This window comes from Chelonobacter oris (assembly GCF_000772535.1).
GTDB classification, from domain to species: Bacteria; Pseudomonadota; Gammaproteobacteria; order Enterobacterales; family Pasteurellaceae; genus Chelonobacter; species Chelonobacter oris.
In genome coordinates, this window is record NZ_JSUM01000006.1 from 112,069 (window position 1) to 134,080 (window position 22,012).

The window sequence follows — 22,012 nt, forward strand, 5'->3', positions numbered from 1 at the left end:
TAAGGCGAATGAATATCGGGGCGGAAAATTATCCGCCCGCTTTATTATTGATGACTTAAAAGGTTAGTACTTTATCGGCGGCAACCGTCCATGCCGCCAATTCTGCTAAAGTGCCGATTTCAACGCCGTCAGCCAGTTTTAACGATGTCAGCCCTCTTGCATTGGTACAGGTTTTGCATAATCTGACGCTAGCCCCCAGTGAAGTGATAATTTCCAATGCCTGTTGCAAATTATAGCCCTCATTCGGGGTTTGCCCGTGCAGGCCGGCAACTACCGCATCCGACATCAAAAACAGTTTTACCTCGACTTCCGTTTTGTGCTCTTCCAACAGCATGATCGCCAAGCGTAGCGCATTAAAACAATTTTCACTGCCGTACGCCGGACTGTTGACTACCAGTAAAATTTTCTCCATTGCAAGCTCCTGATTTCAATCGTTAATCTTTAAAGCCCAACCTCAGTGCATAATTCCTTTGTCGATAAAGACGATTTTCACTAAAAATAAGATCGATACGACCCAGACCGGAATTGAGATAGCCCTGATTTTGCCGGTAAATACTTTCATCACGCAATAACTGATAAAACCAAATGCAATACCTTCGGTAATCGAGTAGGTGAACGGCATCATCGCAGCGGTAATAAATGCCGGTGTCGCTTCAGTGAGATCGTCCCACCGCACTTTAATTAAACTGGAGGACATCAAAATCCCGACATAAATCAACGCGCCGGCGGTTGCATATAACGGCACCAATGACGCCAGCGGCGACAGGAAAATCACCAGCAGGAACAAAATCCCGGTGACGACGGCGGTTAAACCGGTACGGCCGCCGACCGACACGCCGGAGCTGCTTTCAATATACGCCGTGACCGAAGACGTGCCGATATACGCCCCGCTGACCGAACTGATACTGTCGACGAACAATGCCTGTTTCATTTTCGGAAAACGCCCTTTCTCATCGGCTAACCCCGCTTTTTCGGTGACGCCCAACAAGGTACCGGAGGAATCGAACAAATTGACCAGCATGAAGGAAAAGACAATTCCCAACAAACCAACGTCCAATGCCCCGCTCAAATCGACCTGCCCGACCACATTGCTGATACTTGGCGGCGCTGAAAATATTCCGTTGAATTTGACATCACCCAATGCCAACGCCAAGGCGGTAACAACGGCGATCGACACCAGCACCGCCGCATGAATATTGCGCGCCGCCAAAATGACGATAATAAAAAACCCCAGAATACCCAGTAATACGTGGGTTGAATAAAGATTGCCCAATGTCAGCAAGGTTTGCGGATGCCCGACCACAATCCCCGAATTTTGAAACCCCATTAACGCAATGAACAGCCCGATTCCGGCGGTGATCCCCACCCGCAGGCTGGTCGGAATACTGGCGATTAACCAATACCGCACTTGAAACAAGGTCAGCAAAAACAAGCCGACAGCGCCCCAGAAAATCGTCCCCATACCGACCTGCCACGACAACCCCAGTTTTGACACCACCGTATAGGCAAAAAAGGCGTTTAATCCCATCGCCGGCGCCAAAGCAACCGGCAGGTTGGCAAACAGCCCCATAAAAATACTGCCGAAAGCGGTGATCAGGGCGGTGGTGATAAACACGCTCTGCGTATCCATGCCTGCCGCGCCGAGAATCGACGGGTTGATAAACACAATATAAACCATGGTTAAAAATGTGGTGGCGCCGGCGATCACTTCGGTTTTGACATTAGTACCGTGCTGTTCCAGCTTGAAAAAGCGTTGTAATACGCTCTGATTTTGCGTTGTTTGTTGCGTTGTTTGTTGCATAGATAACGGGTTCCGGTTAAGAGTGAAAAAGATAATCAAACAAAAAACCTATAGTAGCAAAAAGGCAAATTGACTGCGATAATTTTCAAAATTTATCGGAAAAAAGTGAATTAATCCGAAGTACAACAGCCTAATCTACTGAAATTATTACATTAATTAAGGGCAACAATCATGTTGAAAATAAAGAAAATCACCGTTGCTTCACTCATTATCACCGCCACCTTGGGATTAGCCGCCTGCCAACACGTCGAAAATGCTGCCGCTACGACCGCACTTGGCGGGCAATATGTCAGCGAAGGCTATGCCGAACGTGCCGAAGGCAATGATTGGGTGATGGTTAGCGTGGCGGACAAAGGGAAAGATAAACTGGCAATCAAGATCACATCACGCGATGATATCAAAAAACCGACTTGCAGTTTCAGCGGCGAAGCGGTTAAAAAAAGCGACTATCGTTATGAAGTGAACGATGACGGTTCGGTATTGGTGTTTAAGTTTGACAAGAACAGAGTCAGCATTTCCTCGAGCAATCCGATTGCGCTACACTATTATTGTTCCGGCGGCGCCAGTTTAGCAGATACCTATACTAAGCTGTAATGGCATTGCCGCATAAAAGCCAAAACCTGAATCGAGGCTTTCTCTTTTCAGGTTTTGTTTATGTTGCTTTCTGGTTGCTTTATAGCTTTTTTCATGAATCCGGTGACGGGTAAATTTCGCCATATTCTTCGCCACAAAATTGTTAACCGCACTTTCGCCGATTTTTGCGGCGGCTTGTTTTTTCTTTGTCATAAAATATCCTTTTGTCTTGAATAAACCAAATCGCCGCTATTCTAGGCGAAAAGGACAACTTGTCAACTTTTGAACGATTTTATGACGCTTGAAACAGAAATACCGTTGTCTTTCGATAAAGCTCACCCGCCTTGCTTATGCCGCCATATTGAAACCATTCCGGATGATTCGGGGTGTCCGGCAAGCTTTGGGTTTCCAGCGCAACCCCGGCATGATTGGCGTAAACCCCGCCGCTGCGATTCGGCGTACCGGCGAGGAAATTCCCACTGTAAACCTGAATCGCCGGTTGATCGGTCACTATTTTCAAGCGCAGATCACCGTTTGACGACTGTAACTCAACCTGTGCTTTTGCATGTAAGCCCGGTGCATTCAACAAAAATGCGTGGTCATAACCCGACACGGCCTGTTGATCCGAATCGCTCAAAAAATCCTGCGCGATAACCTTTGCGTGACGAAAATCAAAACCGCCCTTTTCAACCTCTCGCAACGGCGCATTCGGAATGCCGGCGGCATCAACCGGCAAATAATGATCTGCGGCGATGCGCAACCGATGCTGCAATACCGTTTGATCCGCACTTTCACCGTCAAGATTAAAATAGGCATGGTTGGTGAGATTTAACGGGGTGTCCCGATCGGAGCGGGCTTCAAATTCAATCGCCAGCGCGTTATCTTGACGCAGTCGATACCGCACTTTGGCGTGCAGATTGCCGGGAAAACCCTGATCGCCGTCTGCCGACAGTAGGCCGAATTCGACATAATCATCGCCCTGCGCCGAAATTTGCCACCGGCGTTTGTCAAAGGCGTCCGTGCCGCCGTGCAACTGATGTTGCTGTTGTTGATTGGCATCCAGCAAGTAGCGCTTTCCGTTCAGATTGAAAGCCGCATTGGCGATTCGGTTGGCAAAACGCCCGATTGTCGCCCCCAAATAGGCGCCTTGTTCACTGTGTTGCACCAGCGTTTCACAGCCTAAAATCACATCACGCAGCCGACCGGCAACCGGCAACCGGCAAGTAAGCCACGTCGCTCCCCAGTCGGTCAGTTTTACGCACATGCCATTCGCATTGGACAATTCAACCACTTGAAACGGGTTGCCGTCAGGGGCTGATTGTTCACTATAAATACGGATCATAATACACTGACTCCGGCAGAGGCATGACAAACATAGAATGTTTCTTTCAAGCCGGTATGTTTTTCATAATGGTCGGCAATCTTTTTACGTACGGATTCAATTTTCTCCTCCGGTGCAAGCGCAACAATACAACCGCCGAATCCCCCGCCGGTCATGCGGGCGCCGCCACTGTCGCCGATCACCTCTTGAGCCAGTGCCACCAGATAATCCACTTCCGGTACGGTGATTTCAAAATCATCACGCATGGAAACGTGCGATTGCCCCATTAAGACGCCGACCTGTTGCAGATCGCCCTTTTTCAAAGCAACGGCGGCATTCAGTACCCGTTGATTTTCCGTCACGATGTGTCTGGCACGTTTGGCAACCACGGCATCAAGTGCGGTCAGCTCGGATTCACGCTGTTGAAATTGTTCAATCGACACATCCCGCAATGCTTTCACACCGAAAAAAGCGGCAGCTTGTTCGCATTGCTGACGACGGCTGTTGTATTCGCCGTCCACCAGATCATGTTTCACATTGGAATTGACGATGATGACGGCAACCCCGTGCGGCACCGGCGTAGGCTCGGTTTCCAATGTGCGGCAGTCAATTTTCAGTAAATGATCTTTTTGCCCTAACGCCGAAATCAATTGATCCATATTGCCGCATTGACAACCGACAAAACGGTTTTCCGCCTGTTGCCCGATCAGGGCGATTTCAACGTTAGTCAACGCTAAATTACCCAATACCTGACAAAATTTGCCGGTTGCGACTTCCAACGCCGCCGAAGAACTCAAGCCGGAAGATAACGGCACATTGCCGCTAATCGCTAAATCGGCACCGCACTTGAACTCGGGGCATTTTTGCTGAATATATTTCACCACGCCGCGTACGTAGCCGGTCCATTTGTATTCGGGATGCGGCTCAATCGGTTTGTTCAAATCAAATTCGTCCCATTGCTGCAAATCGACGGCATATACCCTGAAAAGACTGTCCGTCCGTTTAGCACCGCTGATTGCCGTGCCGTAGTCGATCGCACAAGGCATCACAAACCCATCGTTATAGTCGGTATGTTCGCCGATAATATTCACTCGCCCCGGTGCATAAACCAACAATTGCGGTTGATATTCAAACTGATCGACAAATGCTTTTTGCGCCGCCTGTTGCGGCGATAATCCAGAATGCTGTGAATTCATGTTTCAATCCCCTTGTTATTTTCCTTATAATGAATATCGCTCAACTGCGCCAAACGGGCGGCAGCCTGCTCAGCCGTCAGATCCCGCTGTGCTTCCGCCAGCATTTCGTAACCGACCATAAATTTGCGGATCGTGGCGGAACGCAGCAACGGCGGGTAAAAAACCGCATGTAGCTGCCAATGTTCCAAATTGCGCCCGTCTTTAAAAAACGGCGCATAATGCCACCCCATCGAATATGGAAAACTGCATTCAAACAAGTTGTCATAGCGGGTGGTCAGCCGTTTAATCGCCAATGCCAAATCATCACGCTGTGCAGCGGAGAGATCATTCATTCGCTTCACCGCCGTTTTCGGCAACAGCAGGGTTTCGAACGGCCACGCCGCCCAATACGGCACCACCGCCAGCCAAAATTCGGTTTCAACAACGGTGCGACTGCCGTCTTTCAATTCGGCATTGACGTAATCCAACAGCAAGTTGCTGCCGTATTGTCGGTAATAGTTGAGCAGATTGCGTTCTTTTGTTGCAATTTCATTCGGTAAAAAACTGTTCGCCCAAATTTGCCCGTGCGGGTGCGGCTGCGAACAGCCCATCACTTCGCCTTTATTTTCAAAGGCTTGTACCCAAATGTAGTCTTTACCCAATTCTTCAAGCTGTTCATTCCAAGTTTCCACCACTTGCCGAAGTTCCGCCACACTCATTTCCGGCAGGGTTTTGCTGTGATCCGGTGAAAAGCAGACGACCCGACTCAAGCCGCGCACGCCCATCACCTGAAACAGCGGATGATCACTTTTCGGCGCATCAGGACTATCGGGCATCAGGGCGGCAAAGTCATTCGGGAAAACATAGGTATATTTATAATCGGGATTCACCGCACTTGAAACCCGTTTATTACCCGGGCATAAGAAACAATTTTCATCATAATGCGGCAGTTGTTGCAACGAAGGCTTTTCTTGTTGGCCGCTCCACGGACGCTTGGCACGATGCGGCGAAACCAAAATCCATTCATCTTTCAATGGATTATAGCGCCGATGTGGATGTTCGGTCGCATCAAAATTTATCCTGCTCATCTCAATTTATCCTTTATTTAATCCAAAATACGCATGTAATCGGTTACATTATCGGCGTTAAATATAGCATAATCTGTTAACCAAACCGTTAATCAGATCACAAAATCCCCAAATACTTGCAGGATTATCGTTGAAACATGAAAAATTAGCGTATGATAGGAAACGGTTTCAATAAAATTCAGTTTGAGAGAGAAAGTTATGGTGACGATTCGTGATGTGGCAAAATCCGCCAATGTATCGGTAGCGACGGTCTCGCGCGTACTGAACGCACACCCTTCGATCAGTGAAAAAACCCGTGAAGCCGTACTAAGTGCGGTGCAGCAGCTCGGCTATTACCCGAATGCCAATGCACAGGCACTCGCCTCACAAAGCAATGATACGATCGGCGTGGTCGTTACCGATGTAACCGATTCATTTTTTGCCATTCTGGTCAAAGCCGTTGATCAGGTTGCCGCACGGCATAATCGAAATATTCTGATCGGTATCGGTTATCATGATTTGGAAAAAGAAAAACAAGCCATTGATTTATTGCTGAAAAAACGCTGTAACTCATTAGTCGTACATGCCAAGGCACTCAGTGACGAAATGTTGCAGGATTACTTGAGCCGTCATCCCGGCATGGTGGTTATCAATCGGACAATTCCCGGTTTCGAACACCGCTGTATTGCGCTTGATAATGAAAAAGGGACGTATTTGGCAGCCCAAACCCTGATTCAGCACGGCCACCGTTACATTGGTTATATCGGCTCAAACCATCACATCAATGATGAAACCGAACGCAAGAGCGGTTATTTAAAAGCCTTGTCTGACAACCAATTACCGATTTATTCCCACGCTATTGCCAATGCTTCCCCGGATTATCAGGGCGGCGAAGAAGCTATGATCAAACTGCTGAGTTACAATTCCAATCTGACGGCGGTCGTTTGTTACAATGATTCCATGGCTGCCGGGGCGCTTTCTATTTTGAATGAAAACAATATTAAAGTACCGCACCAATTTTCGATTATCGGTTTTGACGATATGCCGATTGCCAGCTATTTGGTGCCGAAATTAACGACTATTCGTTATCCTATTGATTTAATGGCAAGTTATGCTGCCGAATTAGCCCTAAGCCTAGTCAATAAAGAGGTTGAATCGCCGGATAACGTCACCTTTAATCCAACACTCGTGAAGCGTTTCTCTGTAAAGTCCGTTTAATTTGAATAAAAACTGTGATCCAAGCCGCATATTTTTCAATTACACCATGTAATCGTTTTCATAATGTGAATAGGATCACATACTTTTGAAGCATCCTTGAGTATCCTAGCCCCTGACATTATCGCACAAAGCAGATAATACTCTGAGGATCGGTTACAGCAAAACCGATGGCACTTATCTTTATATAGCAAAGATGGAGAGAATTACCATGAAAAAAACCGTATTGACTTCCGTTGCATTGGCTGTCGGACTGGGCATTGCCGCAACTTCTGCGCAAGCCGCCAACCGTATCGGTGTAACCATTTACAAATACGACGACAATTTTATGTCCACCATGCGTCAGGAAATTGAAAAAGAAGCCAAAGCATTAAAAGACGTCGAGCTGTTGATGAACGATTCCCAAAATGCCCAATCCATCCAGAACGATCAGGTTGACGTATTGATCTCCAAAGGCGTAAAAGCATTGGCAATCAACTTGGTTGACCCTGCCGCTGCGCCGACCATTATCAAAAAAGCATCGGAAGAAGATATTCCGGTGGTATTCTTCAATAAAGATCCGGGCGCAGCGGCTATCGGCAGCTATGACAAAGCCTACTATGTCGGCACCGAACCGAAAGAATCCGGCGTTATCCAAGGTGATTTGATCGCCAAACAGTGGAAAGGCAACCCGGCTTGGGATTTGAACAAAGACGGCAAAATCCAATATGTGCTGCTGAAAGGCGAACCGGGGCACCCTGATGCCGAAGCCCGTACCGAATTCGTTATCAAAGAATTGAACAATCAAGGTATTGAAACCGAACAGCTTTACATTGATACCGGCATGTGGGATGCCGCCATGGCAAAAGACAAAGCCGATGCCTGGTTATCCGGCCCGCAAGCCAATAATATCGAAGTCATCATCGCCAATAACGACGGTATGGCAATGGGTGCATTGGAAGCGACCAAATCCCACGGCAAAAACCTGCCGATCTTCGGCGTTGATGCGCTGGCTGAAGTATTACAGTTAGTGAAATCGGGGGCGATTGCCGGAACCGTGTTGAACGACGGTGTCAATCAAGCCAAAGCTGTGGTGCAGTTGTCCGATAATCTGGCTAACGGCAAAGATGCGGCCGAAGGTACCAACTGGAAACTGGAAAACCGCGTCGTCCGTATTCCTTACGTCGGTGTCGATAAAGACAATCTGGAAAACTTCTTAAAATAATATGTTGTCATCCTGGGGAGGGTTTCTCTCTCCCCTTTTCGCTTGAGGTTGGATATGAGTGCAGAACAATCCGTGCAGACAGAAAGCAAAGTCCTGTTGGAAATGAAAGGGGTCAGCAAAACCTTTCCCGGCGTAAAAGCGTTGGACAATGCCAATTTGACTGTGCGATCACATTCGGTTCACGCCCTGATGGGGGAAAACGGAGCCGGAAAATCCACATTATTGAAATGTCTCTTTGGTATTTATGCCAAAGACGAAGGCGAAATTCTTTTTCTGGGACAGCCGGTTAACTTTAAAACCTCAAAAGAAGCACTGGAAAACGGAATTTCGATGGTACACCAGGAATTGAATCTGGTGAAACAAAGCAGCGTGATGGACAATCTGTGGTTGGGGCGCTACCCGACCAAAGCAGGCTTGGTCGATCACACAAAAATGTACAATGATACCAAAGCCATTTTTAAAGAACTGGATATTGATATCGATCCGAAAGACAAGGTAGGAAAACTCTCTGTCTCTCAAATGCAGATGATTGAGATTGCCAAAGCGTTCTCCTACAATGCCAAAATCGTGATCATGGACGAGCCGACATCTTCGCTCTCGGAAAAAGAGGTAAACCACCTGTTTTCCATTATCGAGAAACTGAAAGAACGCGGCTGCGGCATTATTTATATCTCGCACAAAATGGATGAAATCTTCAAAATTTGCGATGAAGTCACGGTATTGCGCGACGGAAAATGGATTAATACCATTCCGGTCAAAGGCGCCACCATGGACGGCATCGTAGCGATGATGGTCGGACGGGAGTTGACCCAACGTTTCCCGCCGAAAATCAACCAGCCGAAAGAAGTGATTCTGACCGTTGAAAACCTGACCGCACTTAACCAACCCTCTATTCAAGACATCAGCTTTGATCTGCATAAAGGTGAAATTTTGGGGATTGCCGGGTTGGTCGGCGCTAAACGAACCGACATCGTCGAAACCATTTTCGGGATTCGGGAACGAAAAAGCGGTGTCGTCAAACTGCATGACAAGGTGATGCGTAACAAAACCGCACTTGATGCGATCAACAACGGCTTTGCGCTGGTCACGGAAGAGCGTCGTTCCACCGGGATTTACGCTAATTTAAACATTGAGTTTAATTCCCTGATTTCCAACATTAAATCTTATATGTCCAAATTTGGTCTGCTGAGCAACACCAAAATGAAAAGTGATACCCAATGGGTGATTGATGCGATGAACGTGAAAACGCCGTCGCACAGAACCAACATCGGCTCACTGTCAGGCGGAAACCAACAAAAAGTGATTATCGGCCGTTGGTTACTGACCCAGCCGGAAATTCTGATGTTGGACGAACCGACCCGCGGGATTGATGTCGGGGCGAAATATGAAATCTACCAATTGATTATGGAGCTCGCGCAAAAAGACAAAGGCATTATCATTATTTCTTCCGAAATGCCTGAATTACTGGGCATCACCGACCGGATTATGGTAATGAGTAACGGCAAGCTTGCCGGCATCGTCAATACCAAAGAGACATCGCAGCAAGAAATTTTACAACTTGCCGCCAAATATTTATAAAAATAGAGAAGGGATAAAACCATGGCTGATTTAGGAAAAAATAAATCTCTTGATTTCCTCAAACAAAATGCAATTTATTTTGTCTTGCTGATCTTACTGTCGATTATCATCATTCAGGACGCCAGCTTTCTGAGCCTGATCAACTTCAGTAATATTCTGACCCAATCCTCGGTCAGACTGATCATCGCACTTGGTGTTGCCGGCTTGCTGGTTACACAGGGTACTGACTTATCCGCCGGTCGTCAGGTCGGGCTAGCGGCGGTTGTCTCCGCCACCTTGTTACAGGCGATGGATAACGTCAACCGCGTTTTCCCTGATCTGGCGGAAATTCCGATTCCGGTGGTAATTCTGGTGGTTTGCGCTATCGGTGCGGTGATCGGCTTAATGAACGGCTTCATTATTGCCGTACTGAACGTCACACCGTTTATCGCCACCTTGGGTACAATGATCATCGTATACGGGATCAACTCGCTGTATTACGATGCGGTCGGCTCTTCACCTATCGCCGGATTTACCTCGTCCTTCTCCGAATTCGCCCAAGGGTATTTCCGATTCGGCAAGTTCAGGCTCTCCTACATTACCATCTATGCAGCGATTGCCACTTTCTTGGTGTGGGTGATGTGGAACAAAACCCGCTTCGGTAAAAATATCTTCGCTATCGGCGGCAACCCTGAAGCGGCACGTGTATCAGGCGTTAACGTTACCCGTAATCTGGTCGTGATCTATATGATTGCCGGTATGTTCTACGCCTTCGGCGGCATGTTGGAAGCCGGCCGTATCGGCAGCGCTACCAACAACCTCGGCTTTATGTACGAACTTGATGCGATCGCCGCTTGTGTGGTCGGCGGCGTCTCTTTCGCCGGCGGTGTCGGCACCGTTATCGGCGTAGTCACCGGGGTACTGATCTTCACCGTCATCAACTACGGCTTAACCTATATCGGGGTTAATCCATACTGGCAATATATTATTAAAGGCAGCATCATTATCTTGGCCGTTGCAATCGATTCCCTGAAGTACGCCAAGAAAAAATAATGCAAAGCATATAAGTCGTAAAAAGCGGCACTGGCACTTTAACCGCACTTGGGACTCCTCTACCAAGTGCGGTTTTTTCGCTCAAACAGTGATAGGCTTTAACGGTGGATAAATGAATATTTCAGTGCGGGACAGCAAATTTATCGCAAAAATATGGCGAGAAAGCCGGTTAATTCTCGCCGAATGGGTTATTTCCCGATGCCGTACAATTTTAATTTATTGGCAATCGTAGTGTGCGAAACGCCTAAACGCTGTGCTAATTTGCGGGTACTCGGATAAACCTGATAAAATTTATGCAACAGTGCCGTTTCAAATTCAGCGATAATCTGTTCCCAGTCCATGCCTTCATATTCCGACAGTTCCACATCTTGGTTTTTCGGCTTAGTATGAAAATTCGGTATCGGCAATGTTTTGCTGTCGCCGAGCGAAGCGCAAGTGCGGTACAGCAGATTATAAAGCTCACGCACATTGCCGCGCCAATCATGTTCCATTAACACATCGATATACTCACGCTGATATTGCGGCAGAGCAATGCCGAGCTGGCGACTGATTTTTTGCAGGAAAAAATCCACCAAATAGGGAATATCCTGCTTATGCTGTCGTAGCGGCGGGACATTCAAACTTAACACATTGAGACGATGATACAAATCTTCGCGCAATTCCCCGCTTTCCACATAATCTGCCAGCGGTTTTTGTGAAGTGCAGATAACCCTGACATCCGCATAATGTTCCTGCTCTTCGCCGACACGGCGATAACTGCCGTCATTCAGAAAGCGCAATAACTTCGCCTGTAACCCCAACGATAATTCGTTGATTGAATCCAATAATACCGTGCCGCAATGGGCATATTCGAAAAATCCGGTACTGTGGTTGCCGTGTGTGCTGTCACCGAACATTTCCTGCTCGGCGGCTTCCGGCGGTAAGCCTGCACAGTTCACTGCAATCAATTTTTCACCGTGCCGTTTACTCCACTGATGACATAATTTGACCAGCACGTCTTTACCACTGCCGGTTTCGCCCTGAATCAATAACGGCGCATCAGACTGGGCAAACTGTCTCAATCGGTGCAATAACCGCTGCATTTCGGCACTTTGTGCCACGACATCTGCCGGTGCATCTTGTGACGGTGTTTCCTGTTTATTCTCTGTTTTATTGGAAAGCATAAATACCCCGTAAGCCCGTTGTCAGGCAAGTCGATTAAGAAAGCGATAAAACAGCCCTTGCGGATTCTTGACCAATTCGGAATAGTGGCCCTGTTGCTGCAATTCGCCGGCATCCATCACACAAATCCGGTCAAAGCGCTCAAGTGCGGTCAAACGGTGCGTGACCATAATTAACGTTTTATCGCGGCAATGCTGTAAAATTAAATCCAGAATATCACGTTCGGTTTCACGATCCAGCCCTTCGGTCGGCTCATCGAGCAGGATTAGCGGGCTTTCGTTCAATAAGATACGTGCGATGCCCAAACGGCGCTGTTCACCACCGGACAGCGGTCGTCCGCCGTCGCCTAACCATAACGCCAATCCGTCTTGTTGCTGTAGCAGATGGCTCAACCCTACTTGCCGTAATACCTCGCAGAGCTGCGGATCCGTCGCTTTATCGTTTGCCAACAATAGATTATCTCGTAATGTAGCGCTGAACACATAAATCCGTTGGCTGAGAAAGCCGATTTGACTGCGCAAAAACACTTCCGAATACGCCTTCAAATGATGGCCTCCCAACCGCACTTCGCCTTGTTGCGGATCATAATTGCGCAAGATCAACTGCAACAGGCTCGATTTACCGCTGCCGGTTTTGCCCAACAACGCCACTTTTTCACCCGGCGCCAATTGCCAGCAAAAATGATGTAACACCGCACTTTGCAGGCTGTCGGACGAAGTTGTCGGATAGCGGAAGCTGACATTGTCGAATGCCAATAGCGGTTGCTCAGCTATAAAACCAAATGACGGCGGTTGTTCGGGAAATGTCACCAATGGCGGCTGCTCGATAATTTCACTCACCCGTTGCGCCGAGCTAATCACCTGCCCCAAACGTAAAAAGGCCGCCCCTAAAGGCATCAGAATTTCAAACGATGCCAGCGCGGCAAAAGTGAATAACGCAATATTTGCCAAACGCAAATAACTTTGATCGGCAAAGTGCGTCGTGCCGGCAAACCATAACATCGCCAACAGAATCACGCCGTTGCCCAATAACAGCAGCGCTGCCGACAAGCCGCTCAAATTCGCCTCTTTTGCTTGCAATTGCTGCCATTGCCGCTCACTTTGTTCGAGCTTATCACGCTGTGGCCGCGCCACATCAAACAGCAGTAATTCCGCCTGATTCTGCATCCAATCGATAAAGCGCACACGATAATCGGCACGCTGTAAGGTCAAGCGTTCACCGAATTTTTTACCCAAGTGATAGAAAACCAACGGGATCAAGATCATCAGCCCAAACAACGTTAATGCCAACATTGTCGCTAATGTGCGGTCTATCAGACTCAATCCTAAAAACAGGAACAAAATCACCATGCCGGCACTGATAAACGGTGCAAGCAAACGCAAATACAGACTGTCGAGAGTATCTACATCAGCCACCAGCCGATTCAGCAAATCGCTGTTGCGATAACGCGCCAAAACAGCCGGCGAAAGCGGAATCAACTTGCCGAATACCATCATGCGCAGACGTGCAATCACCCGAAATGTGGCGTCATGGGTGACAACCCGCTCAAAATAGCGAAATGCGGTTCGTCCGATAGCCAGCCCGCGCACCCCGGCGGACGGATAAAAAAAGTTAAACAACATATTGGCGCCCGCCAATGATGCCGCCGCTAAAAACCAGCCCGACAACGTCAGCAAGCCGACACTCGCCGCCAGACCGCAGATCATCAAAACCACGCCGAACAGTAGTCGGAAAGCGTTATATTTAAACATGGCCAAAAAAGGCAAAATTGTCCGCATTACGTCTCTCCGTCAATTAATACTGTGCTGCCGTTCCGCCAGCAATTCGGCAAAATAACCGGGCTGTCGGCGCAATGTTTCAAAGCTGCCTTGTTGGATAATCTGCCCCTGCCGCATTACCCAAATCTGATCCGACTGCTGCAAATCTTCGATTCGATGCGTCACCATCAATGTACTGCGCTGTTTGGTTAAGGCCTGCAAGCTTGCCAACACCGCACTTTCCGACTGTGCGTCAAGGCTTGCGGTCGGCTCGTCCAGTAGCAACAGTCCCGCCGGACGCAACAGCGCTCGGGCAATCGCCAGCCGCTGCGCCTGCCCGCCGGAAATACCGCCTGCGCCTTCCTGAACGTGATAATCTAACCCCAATTCCCCGACAAACGCTTCGGCACAAGCCGCCTGCAACGCCTGCCGCAATTCCGCTTCGCTTGCATACGGATTGCCTAACAGCAGATTTTCACGAATCGTTGCCGGCAGTAAAAGCGGATTCTGTCCGACCCAGGCGATTCTCTGTCGCCAGTGCGTCAAATCCAGATCACGAATTTCAACCCCGTTCACCTGCAAACTGCCGCGGTAAGGCAAAAATCCGAGCAGCACATTCAGTAACGAACTTTTCCCTGCGCCGCTCTGCCCGACTAAGGTGATATTCTGTCCCGCTTCAAGGGTAAAATTGAGTTTTTGGCTTAATGCCTGCCCTTGCGGGCTGAGAATTTCCAAATCACGGGCTTGTAAGCCGATTGCATCATTTTCAATCCGTTGCACTGCACTTTCACTTTGTGTCTGTAAAAATGTCTGCCCCAGAAAATCTTCAATGGCATCGGCAGCCGCCACTGCTGCGGCACGATCGTGATAATACGTCCCCAAATCCCGCAGCGGTTGGTAAAATTCGGGCGCCAGAATCAAACTGAAAAACCCGACAAACAACGGCAAGGCAATGCCGTCATAACCGAAACTGATTTGCCCCAAATAGCTGAAACCGAAATAAACCGCCATAATAGCAATCGAAATCGAAGTAAAAAACTCCAGTACCGAAGAGGACAAAAATGCGATTTTCAACACATCCATCGTACTGCGGCGAAATTCATCGGCCGCCTCGCCCATCACGTTTTGCTGCTGTTCAGTGCGGCCGAACAGGCGCAGGGTTTCCAACCCGCGCAAGCGATCCAGAAACTGCCCGCTCAAGCGTCCCAGTACAGTAATATTGCGTTGGCTGGTTTCCGCGGCTTTCAAACCGACCAATGCCATAAAAATCGGAATTAACGGCGCAGTCAGCAGCAGAATCAAGCCTGCTACCCAATTTATCGGGAAAACGGCAATCAGGATAATCAACGGCACTAACAAAGATAAAAACTGTTGGCTGAGATAACGGGCATAAAAATTGTGCAGGTTCTCCACCTGTTCCAACACAATGGTCGCCCAAGTTCCCGCCGGATGAATTTTCATCGCAACCGGACCGATTGCCGCCAGTTTGTCCAATATCTGCCCCCGAATCACACGACGTAGACGTTGACCGCTGTAAAAGCCGATTTTTTCCCGTAAATAAAGGATCAGCGCCCGCAATGCGAAAATCACAAACAAGCCCAAAAAGTGCGGTAAAAACACGGACTGTTCACCAACGGGATCCTGCATAATCAGCCCGTCTAACACCACCGCCAGCAACCAAGTCTGCCCAATCAGCAAAACCGCACTCAGACAGCCCAGCAATACATTCAGGTAAAGCGGACCTTTGATAATGTTCTGTTGTTGACGCAACCAGCCGGCAACCGTTTTTTGACGGGCTTTATCCATGTATGATTCCAGTTTATAAGAATGAAAAGCAGGGCGGATTTATATCCGCCCCTATGATTTTACGTTATCGGCTTACCGATTCAGACTTGCTGTGCATCCAGAAAGCGCTCGGCGTCCAGTGCCGCCATGCAGCCTGTGCCGGCGGAAGTGATCGCCTGACGATAATTGTGATCCATCACATCGCCTGCAGCAAAAACCCCTGCAACCGATGTGGCGGTGGCATTGCCTTCCAGTCCGGATTGCACCACAATGTAACCGTTTTTCAATGCCAGTTGCCCCTCAAAAAGTGCGGTATTCGGCGAATGTCCGATCGCCACGAACACACCGTCCAGTTTCACCTCTTCGCTGTTCGCCGACTCGGTATCCTGCAAACGAATGCCGGTTACACCGCTTTCATCGCCCAACACTTCTTGCAATGTCCGTTTGGTATGCAAAATAATCTTGCCTTCTTCCACCCGTTTCATCAGTCGGTCAAGCAAAATTTTTTCACTGCGGAATTGATCACGGCGGTGCACCAAATGCACTTCGGAAGCGACATTTGCCAGATATAACGCTTCCTCTACCGCCGTATTACCGCCACCGATCACGGCAACCGGTTTATTGCGATAAAAAAATCCGTCACAGGTTGCACAGGCGGAAACTCCGCGTCCTTTGTAACTGTCTTCACTTTCCAAACCTAGATATTTAGCAGAAGCGCCGGTTGCAATAATCAGCGCATCGCAGCTAAACTGCTGCATATCGCCGCTCAATTTGAACGGTCGGCTGCTGAGATCAACTTCATTGATGTGATCGAACACGATCTCGGTATTGAATTTTTCCGCATGTTGCAACATACGCTGCATCAATTCCGGCCCGGTGGTATCGCCGTAATCCCCCGGCCAATTTTCAATTTCGGTGGTGGTGGTCAGCTGTCCGCCTTGCTGCATACCGGTGACCAATACCGGATTCAGGTTCGCCCGTGCCGCATAAACCGCCGCGGTATAACCGGCGGGGCCTGAACCTAAAATCAATAATTTGCAATGTTTAACTGTCATCATGACTCCTGAAAGTAAGTTTTCGCAGTATTATAATCCAAAGTGCGGTTTGGCTATATGCAATTTTTTCGTTGTCAGTACAACAAAGAATAAAGTAAACGACGATATTTGTTGGTTATCGGATCACTGTTGCCGATCGCCGCCAAAATCGACAGATATTGCTGCTTGAGATCGCCGTTCAGTACGGCTAAATCCTGTTTTAAGAAGCCGAACAACAACGCTAACGCTTCTTCATTGCGTGCCGCCTGATGCAATTGCAGTGCCAGTTTGAGCGCAATTTCCGGACTTGGATTGCGGCTGAAATCCTGCTGTAACTGCTGGATTTCCGGGGTATCCGCCGCCTGAATCAACAAATCGATCTGCGCCTGCAAACCTTGCCAGCGACTATCACGATCCTGAATCGGAATCTGCTGTAAAATTTCGCTTGCCGCTTCGGTATTTTTCATCGCAATATACGTCTCGGCATACAATAAAGCGATCTCGCTGTTTTTCTGATCCGATAAATGCCATGCTTCTTTCAATAACGGCAATGCGCCGGCATAATCTTCCGCTTGCAGCAAATCCAACGCCTGATTGAATTTGATCTCTTCCTCTTTCGGTAAAATCACGTTCAACCGCACTTTCAGCTCCGCTTCGCTCAACACCCCCGGAAACGCATCCAACGGCGCACCGTCCTTAAATAAATAGGTCGTCGGTACGGTTTGAATCTGGAATTGGCGGGCAATCGCCTGTTGCTGTTCACAATTGACTTTCACCAACACAAAAGCGCCGTTTTGCTGCTCCGCAATGCGTTGCAAAAGTGCGGTAAACTCTTCCGAGCGGGCATCTCCCGGCATATAGAAACTGAAAACCATCGGCAGCTGCTGGCTCAGTTGCAGAATTTCATTAAAATTTTGTTCGGTTAAATCAATAAGATAATTTTTATCATCAAGCATAAGTTACGCCTCGTAGAATGGTTGACGGCTATTTTAGCAAATTTTTTTAGGTTAGCCGATTGAATTGCATCGTCAATTGTAGATGGGGGCGAATCGGTAGTTTTAAAGAGGGGGGAAGCGAGAAAAGCCGCTGCTCTCGCAACGGCCTTTATTGCAGATTATTTATATTTTTTATGAAAAGCATCACGTAATTCGATTAATTTCTCGGCATGTTTCTTCGCCTGAGCCAAATCGCCCTGTTCTGCCAGCGTGATACTTTCTGCCGAAACATCAATCAATTGCTGTAAGCCTGATTGATAATCCAGCACGGCGGCACTGTCCTTTGCCTGATCATGCAAACTGTAAGGCAAGAACTGTTTTGCCTGTTCCGCCGCATTGCTCAGGTTTTGCAGCGCCGCAACAAAGGTCGGTGCACTGTCGGTTTTCAATGCCGTCGTTGCATTGCTTGCAATCGTGCGCATCTCGTCTTTCAGGTTCGCCGTTGCCGCACCGCTGCTCAATGCCGCGATCGCCAATACGGCGAATAATCCTGTTTTCCATGATTTACTGAATGTCATACGTTCCCCACAAAATTAAAAAAGAATTTAAAATCAAAACACTTACACATTTTTTACCGCATCAGCGATTCGCTCTGCCGAGCATTGCGCCAACTCGGCATCCGCGCATTCAACCATAACACGGATTAACGGCTCAGTACCCGACTTTCTTAATAAAATTCTTCCGTTTCCGTCTAATTCTTTTTCAATCTCTGCCGCAACCGCTTTTACGCTATCGTGTTGCAACGGATTGGCACCGCCGTTTTCGTCGGCATTGAAACGCACATTAATCAACACTTGCGGAAACAATTTGACCGCACTTGCCAGTTCGTTGAGTGACATTCTTTGCTGTACCATCGCCGCCAGTACTTCTAAGGAGGCCACAATGCCGTCGCCGGTGCTGTTTTTATCCAGAATGATAATATGACCGGAGTTTTCGCCGCCGAATTTCCAATTGTTGGCTTCCATTTGCTCCAGCACATAACGGTCGCCGACATTGGCACGTACAAACGGAATCGACAGTTGTTTCAGCGCCACTTCCAGCGCCATATTGCTCATTAATGTACCGACCACGCCACCGGACAACTTGCCGGCACGCAGTGCTTCCCGCGCAATGATGAACAAAATTTGATCGCCGTCCACTTTATTGCCCAGATGATCCACCATAATCAAACGATCACCGTCGCCGTCATACGCCAAACCGACATCGGCTTTTGACTGGCGCACAATGTCGGCAAGTGCGTGAATATCGGTCGCACCGCACTTTTCATTGATATTCAATCCGTTCGGCTTGGTGCCGATTTCAATGACGTCCGCACCCAATTCACGCAACACGTTCGGCGCAATGTGATAAGTCGCCCCGTGAGCGCAGTCCACCACAATTTTATAATTCTCCAAACTCAAATGTGCCGGAAAGGTGCTTTTGCAGAATTCGATATAACGCCCCGCCGCATCGGAAATACGGCTGGCACGCCCCAGTTCGGCGGATTCGACGCAATCCATCGGCTGCTCCAGCATCGCCTCGATCGCTTCTTCCACATCATCAGGCAATTTAGTGCCCTTAGCGGAGAAAAATTTAATGCCGTTATCCCAATACGGATTGTGTGAAGCGGAAATCACAATGCCGGCTTCGGCACGGAAAGTACGGGTCAGATATGCCACCGCCGGTGTCGGCATCGGGCCGATAAACGCCGCGGACAGGCCGGCTGCCGCCAAACCGGCTTCCAGCGCCGATTCCAACATATAACCGGAAATGCGGGTGTCTTTACCGATCAAGACTTTGCGGCTACCCTGTGTCGCCAGCACTTTACCGGCCGCCCAGCCCAATTTCAGTGCAAATTCCGGCGTAATCGGATAAGTCCCCACTTTGCCGCGCACACCGTCAGTGCCGAAATATTTACGTTCTGCCATATTTTTTCCTCTTTTTTAAACTGAATCGTTAGACATTTTTCATCATTTGCCAAATTTTTAAGGCATCGGCCATCGCCGCCACATCGTGTACCCTTAAAATTGCCGCACCGTTGATTGCCGCCAGTAACGTCGCCGCCACACTGCCGACCATGCGCTGTTCCACACGTTTATCCAACACTTGCCCGATCATACTTTTACGTGAGAGCCCCGCCAACACCGGATAACCTTGAATACAAAAACGGTTAAGCTGCTGCAATAATCGGTAATTGTGTTCGACGCTTTTACCAAAGCCGAAGCCCGGATCAAGTATCAAGTGCGGTTTTTTAATGCCGGCATCGAGGCAATTTTGCGCCCGCTGCAATAAATAATCCAACACCTCTTGCACCACGTTTTCATAATGCGGCTGCTGTTGCATGGTGCGCGGCTGCCCCTGCATATGCATGATGCACACCGGCAAATCGAGTTCAACCGCCGTTTGCAGCGCATTTTCTGCGGTGAGTGCGCGAATATCATTGATCAAATCCATGCCGGCGTTTGCCGCTTCATGCATCACTTGCGCTTTCGAGGTGTCGACCGAAATCCAGCAGTCAAAACGGGTTCTGACCGCCTCGACCAGCGGCACAACACGCTGTAACTCTTCCTCCGTCGACACCTCTGCCGCCATCGGGCGGGTCGATTCACCGCCGATATCGATAATCTCCGCACCGTCGGCCAACATCCGTTCAACATGGTACAAGGCGCTGTCTAATTGATAAAACTGCCCGCTGTCGGAAAATGAATCGGGTGTAAAATTCAAAATCCCCATTATTTTCGGGGCGGATAAATCCAAAGTGCGGTATCGATTACTGATTTTCATAAGGTTATTTCGCGTTTGTTATTATTCAAATTAGCGTTATTCGGGTTATTCTTGATGAAAGTACTGTTCCGCCTGCGGCAACATTTGGTACGGATCGGGATAACGATACTCAAAATCCAGCTCTGCGACAATTTTGTTGCCGTGTATAATCCGCCGTAAATCCGCTTCGTCCTGTACAAAGTGCGGTGGAACCAAACCCAGTTTTTCCGCCATAGTGCGGTAATAGTCGGCTCGATTCGGGTGCTGCGGCGCACTCAAATGGTAAAGCCGTTGATAGCCGCGGGTTTCCAGCAATAACTGAATCGCCAAAATACAATCCGTCTGATGCACCAGATTGACCGGCTGATTGCCGCCTTTCACCGCCTTTCTGCCCGCCAGACTGCTGACGGGGTGACGATCGATGCCGATCAAACCGGAAAGGCGTAAAATATCACAATCTACATTGTTAAGTTGCAGCAGCCAGTTTTCGATCGCATACAACGCCTTGCCGACCTCCGACTGCGGCTCGACCGCACTTTGTTCGTCATATTCGCCGTGTTGCTGTGGAAAAACGGACGTTGAGCTGATAAACAACAAATGTTGTACGCCGTGCAACAGCGCTTCGTTGACCAGATTTTTAATGCCTTCGATATAACTGTGGGTATCAAAAAAATACCGGCTGGGCGGAATGTTGATAATCAGCGAATCGACCGTCAATAATTCGTGTATGTCATCGGGATCGGCGTCAATTTCCGGCGTCAGTTGCAAAAAATAGGCTTCAAATCCGTTCAAACGCATACTTTCCGCCCCTTCATGCGTGCGCTTGCTGCCTTTCACCTGCCAGCCGATACGCTGTAAATGCTTTGCCAGCGGAAAACCAAGCCACCCCAAACCGACAATCGCTACCGAATTCATCTTGATTCCGTCCTCTCCTTTTGCAATACCAAATGCTGCATTTGCCCGTGCCGCATACGCCCTTGAAACATACTGTGCCGTTGCATTATCGCTAATGAATGCGGTTGTAGCAAGGCATCAATATCCAAAACCAGTGTTGTCCCCACTTTTCGAGCAAGATAATCCGCCATCCGGCGTACTCTCCCGACTTTTTGCTGCGGCGGCACAAATTTGTCCCAGACGGAAATGATGCCGTCCGGTTTTACGATTCTGCATGCTTCTTGCAACAGCGCTTGCGGATTGTCTATGACCGCCAGAATCAGATGCAGAATGACGACATCGACACAACAATCGGGCAATGAAGAATGTTCCGCCGCGCCCTGCCGCAGCGTTAAATCCAGCGAATGCCCTCGGCGGCTTAAGTGTTGCGCCCGCTCAGCGCATTTGCGTAACATCACGGCTGAAAAATCCACCGCCGATACCGCACTTTGCTGCGGTAAATAAGCTAAATCCAGCCCGCTGCCGCAACCGGCAAGATAAATCCGCCGCGCTGACTTCAATGCCAGATGATCAAACACCTGTCGGCGCTGTTGTGCCGCCGGACGGAGTAAAATGTCATAAAAACGGGCGTAACAATCCCAACGCCGGGCGCTGACCATCTCATGACTCCTTCAAAGT

General features: G+C 48.7%; 21 protein-coding genes. 5 read left to right on the forward strand and 16 right to left on the reverse strand.

What is annotated here, in order from left to right; translation table 11 throughout:
- Positions 1–55 precede the first annotated feature (55 nt).
- Both OA57_RS04755 and OA57_RS04760 read right to left on the reverse strand, forming a co-directional pair.
- Positions 56–412 carry a DsrE/DsrF/TusD sulfur relay family protein gene (locus tag OA57_RS04755; RefSeq protein ID WP_034614119.1) on the reverse strand — a complete coding sequence of 119 codons (357 nt, stop codon included), beginning with the start codon at positions 410–412 and terminating at the stop codon, positions 56–58.
- A 42-nt stretch (positions 413–454) separates the two neighbouring features.
- On the reverse strand, positions 455–1,801 hold the full coding sequence (locus OA57_RS04760) for an NCS2 family permease (RefSeq protein ID WP_034614122.1): 1,347 nt from the start codon (positions 1,799–1,801) through the stop codon (positions 455–457).
- 171 nt (positions 1,802–1,972) lie between these two features.
- Here OA57_RS04760 and OA57_RS04765 point away from each other — a divergent pair, with 171 nt between their 5' ends.
- Entirely contained in the window at positions 1,973–2,395 is a 423-nt protein-coding gene (locus tag OA57_RS04765) for a hypothetical protein (RefSeq protein WP_052122378.1), read from the forward strand.
- Here OA57_RS04765 and OA57_RS04770 read toward each other — a convergent pair.
- From OA57_RS04770 to OA57_RS04785, 4 genes are all read right to left on the reverse strand, one after another.
- Positions 2,369–2,587, reverse strand: a complete 219-nt coding sequence (locus tag OA57_RS04770) for a hypothetical protein (RefSeq protein WP_034614125.1) — start codon at positions 2,585–2,587, stop codon at positions 2,369–2,371. The two genes, OA57_RS04765 and OA57_RS04770, sit on opposite strands and share 27 nt — an antisense overlap.
- A gap of 79 nt (positions 2,588–2,666) precedes the next feature.
- Positions 2,667–3,716 carry a galactose-1-epimerase gene (gene galM, locus OA57_RS04775; protein WP_034614129.1) on the reverse strand — a complete coding sequence of 350 codons (1,050 nt, stop codon included), beginning with the start codon at positions 3,714–3,716 and terminating at the stop codon, positions 2,667–2,669.
- Entirely contained in the window at positions 3,713–4,891 is a 1,179-nt protein-coding gene (gene galK / locus OA57_RS04780) for a galactokinase (RefSeq protein WP_034614130.1), read from the reverse strand. The genes galM and galK overlap by 4 nt, the downstream gene beginning before the upstream one ends.
- Positions 4,888–5,958, reverse strand: coding sequence for a UDP-glucose--hexose-1-phosphate uridylyltransferase (locus OA57_RS04785; protein ID WP_034614132.1), 1,071 nt, complete (start codon positions 5,956–5,958; stop codon positions 4,888–4,890). The genes galK and OA57_RS04785 overlap by 4 nt, the downstream gene beginning before the upstream one ends.
- A gap of 198 nt (positions 5,959–6,156) precedes the next feature.
- Here OA57_RS04785 and OA57_RS04790 point away from each other — a divergent pair, with 198 nt between their 5' ends.
- From OA57_RS04790 to mglC, 4 genes are all read left to right on the forward strand, one after another.
- Positions 6,157–7,155 (forward strand): substrate-binding domain-containing protein, encoded by a 999-nt coding sequence (locus tag OA57_RS04790; RefSeq protein ID WP_034614134.1) that lies wholly within the window; start codon positions 6,157–6,159, stop codon positions 7,153–7,155.
- Positions 7,156–7,363: 208 nt separating this feature from the next.
- Positions 7,364–8,356, forward strand: coding sequence for a galactose/glucose ABC transporter substrate-binding protein MglB (mglB, locus tag OA57_RS04795; RefSeq protein WP_034614139.1), 993 nt, complete (start codon positions 7,364–7,366; stop codon positions 8,354–8,356).
- A 54-nt stretch (positions 8,357–8,410) separates the two neighbouring features.
- The gene (mglA, locus tag OA57_RS04800; RefSeq protein ID WP_034614142.1) at positions 8,411–9,934 is read left to right on the forward strand and encodes a galactose/methyl galactoside ABC transporter ATP-binding protein MglA; all 1,524 of its coding nucleotides are present in this window, start codon (positions 8,411–8,413) and stop codon (positions 9,932–9,934) included.
- Positions 9,935–9,955: 21 nt separating this feature from the next.
- Positions 9,956–10,966 carry a galactose/methyl galactoside ABC transporter permease MglC gene (mglC, locus tag OA57_RS04805; protein WP_034614146.1) on the forward strand — a complete coding sequence of 337 codons (1,011 nt, stop codon included), beginning with the start codon at positions 9,956–9,958 and terminating at the stop codon, positions 10,964–10,966.
- Positions 10,967–11,154: 188 nt separating this feature from the next.
- On the opposite strand, the gene OA57_RS04810 is transcribed toward mglC, so the two are convergent.
- The 10 genes from OA57_RS04810 to OA57_RS04855 form a co-directional block, all read right to left on the reverse strand.
- Complete coding sequence (locus OA57_RS04810; RefSeq protein ID WP_052122379.1) at positions 11,155–12,129, reverse strand: sigma 54-interacting transcriptional regulator; 975 nt, start codon at positions 12,127–12,129, stop codon at positions 11,155–11,157.
- A gap of 21 nt (positions 12,130–12,150) precedes the next feature.
- Entirely contained in the window at positions 12,151–13,905 is a 1,755-nt protein-coding gene (gene cydC, locus OA57_RS04815; protein ID WP_034614148.1) for a heme ABC transporter ATP-binding protein/permease CydC, read from the reverse strand.
- A gap of 12 nt (positions 13,906–13,917) precedes the next feature.
- The gene (gene cydD / locus OA57_RS04820) at positions 13,918–15,690 is read right to left on the reverse strand and encodes a heme ABC transporter permease/ATP-binding protein CydD (protein ID WP_034614150.1); all 1,773 of its coding nucleotides are present in this window, start codon (positions 15,688–15,690) and stop codon (positions 13,918–13,920) included.
- Between the two features lie 80 nt (positions 15,691–15,770).
- Positions 15,771–16,727, reverse strand: coding sequence for a thioredoxin-disulfide reductase (gene trxB / locus OA57_RS04825; RefSeq protein WP_034614153.1), 957 nt, complete (start codon positions 16,725–16,727; stop codon positions 15,771–15,773).
- Positions 16,728–16,798: 71 nt separating this feature from the next.
- Entirely contained in the window at positions 16,799–17,659 is an 861-nt protein-coding gene (locus OA57_RS04830) for a co-chaperone YbbN (protein WP_034614158.1), read from the reverse strand.
- A 158-nt stretch (positions 17,660–17,817) separates the two neighbouring features.
- A complete protein-coding gene (locus OA57_RS04835) occupies positions 17,818–18,216 on the reverse strand; it encodes a cytochrome b562 (RefSeq protein WP_034614160.1) in 399 nt (132 codons plus the stop codon).
- Positions 18,217–18,258: 42 nt separating this feature from the next.
- Positions 18,259–19,605 carry a phosphoglucosamine mutase gene (glmM, locus tag OA57_RS04840; protein WP_034614164.1) on the reverse strand — a complete coding sequence of 449 codons (1,347 nt, stop codon included), beginning with the start codon at positions 19,603–19,605 and terminating at the stop codon, positions 18,259–18,261.
- Positions 19,606–19,633: 28 nt separating this feature from the next.
- The gene (folP, locus tag OA57_RS04845) at positions 19,634–20,461 is read right to left on the reverse strand and encodes a dihydropteroate synthase (RefSeq protein WP_034614168.1); all 828 of its coding nucleotides are present in this window, start codon (positions 20,459–20,461) and stop codon (positions 19,634–19,636) included.
- Positions 20,462–20,506: 45 nt separating this feature from the next.
- On the reverse strand, positions 20,507–21,355 hold the full coding sequence (locus OA57_RS04850) for an SDR family oxidoreductase (RefSeq protein ID WP_034614174.1): 849 nt from the start codon (positions 21,353–21,355) through the stop codon (positions 20,507–20,509).
- Complete coding sequence (locus OA57_RS04855; protein ID WP_052122380.1) at positions 21,352–21,993, reverse strand: class I SAM-dependent methyltransferase; 642 nt, start codon at positions 21,991–21,993, stop codon at positions 21,352–21,354. The genes OA57_RS04850 and OA57_RS04855 overlap by 4 nt, the downstream gene beginning before the upstream one ends.
- Positions 21,994–22,012: the final 19 nt, after the last annotated feature.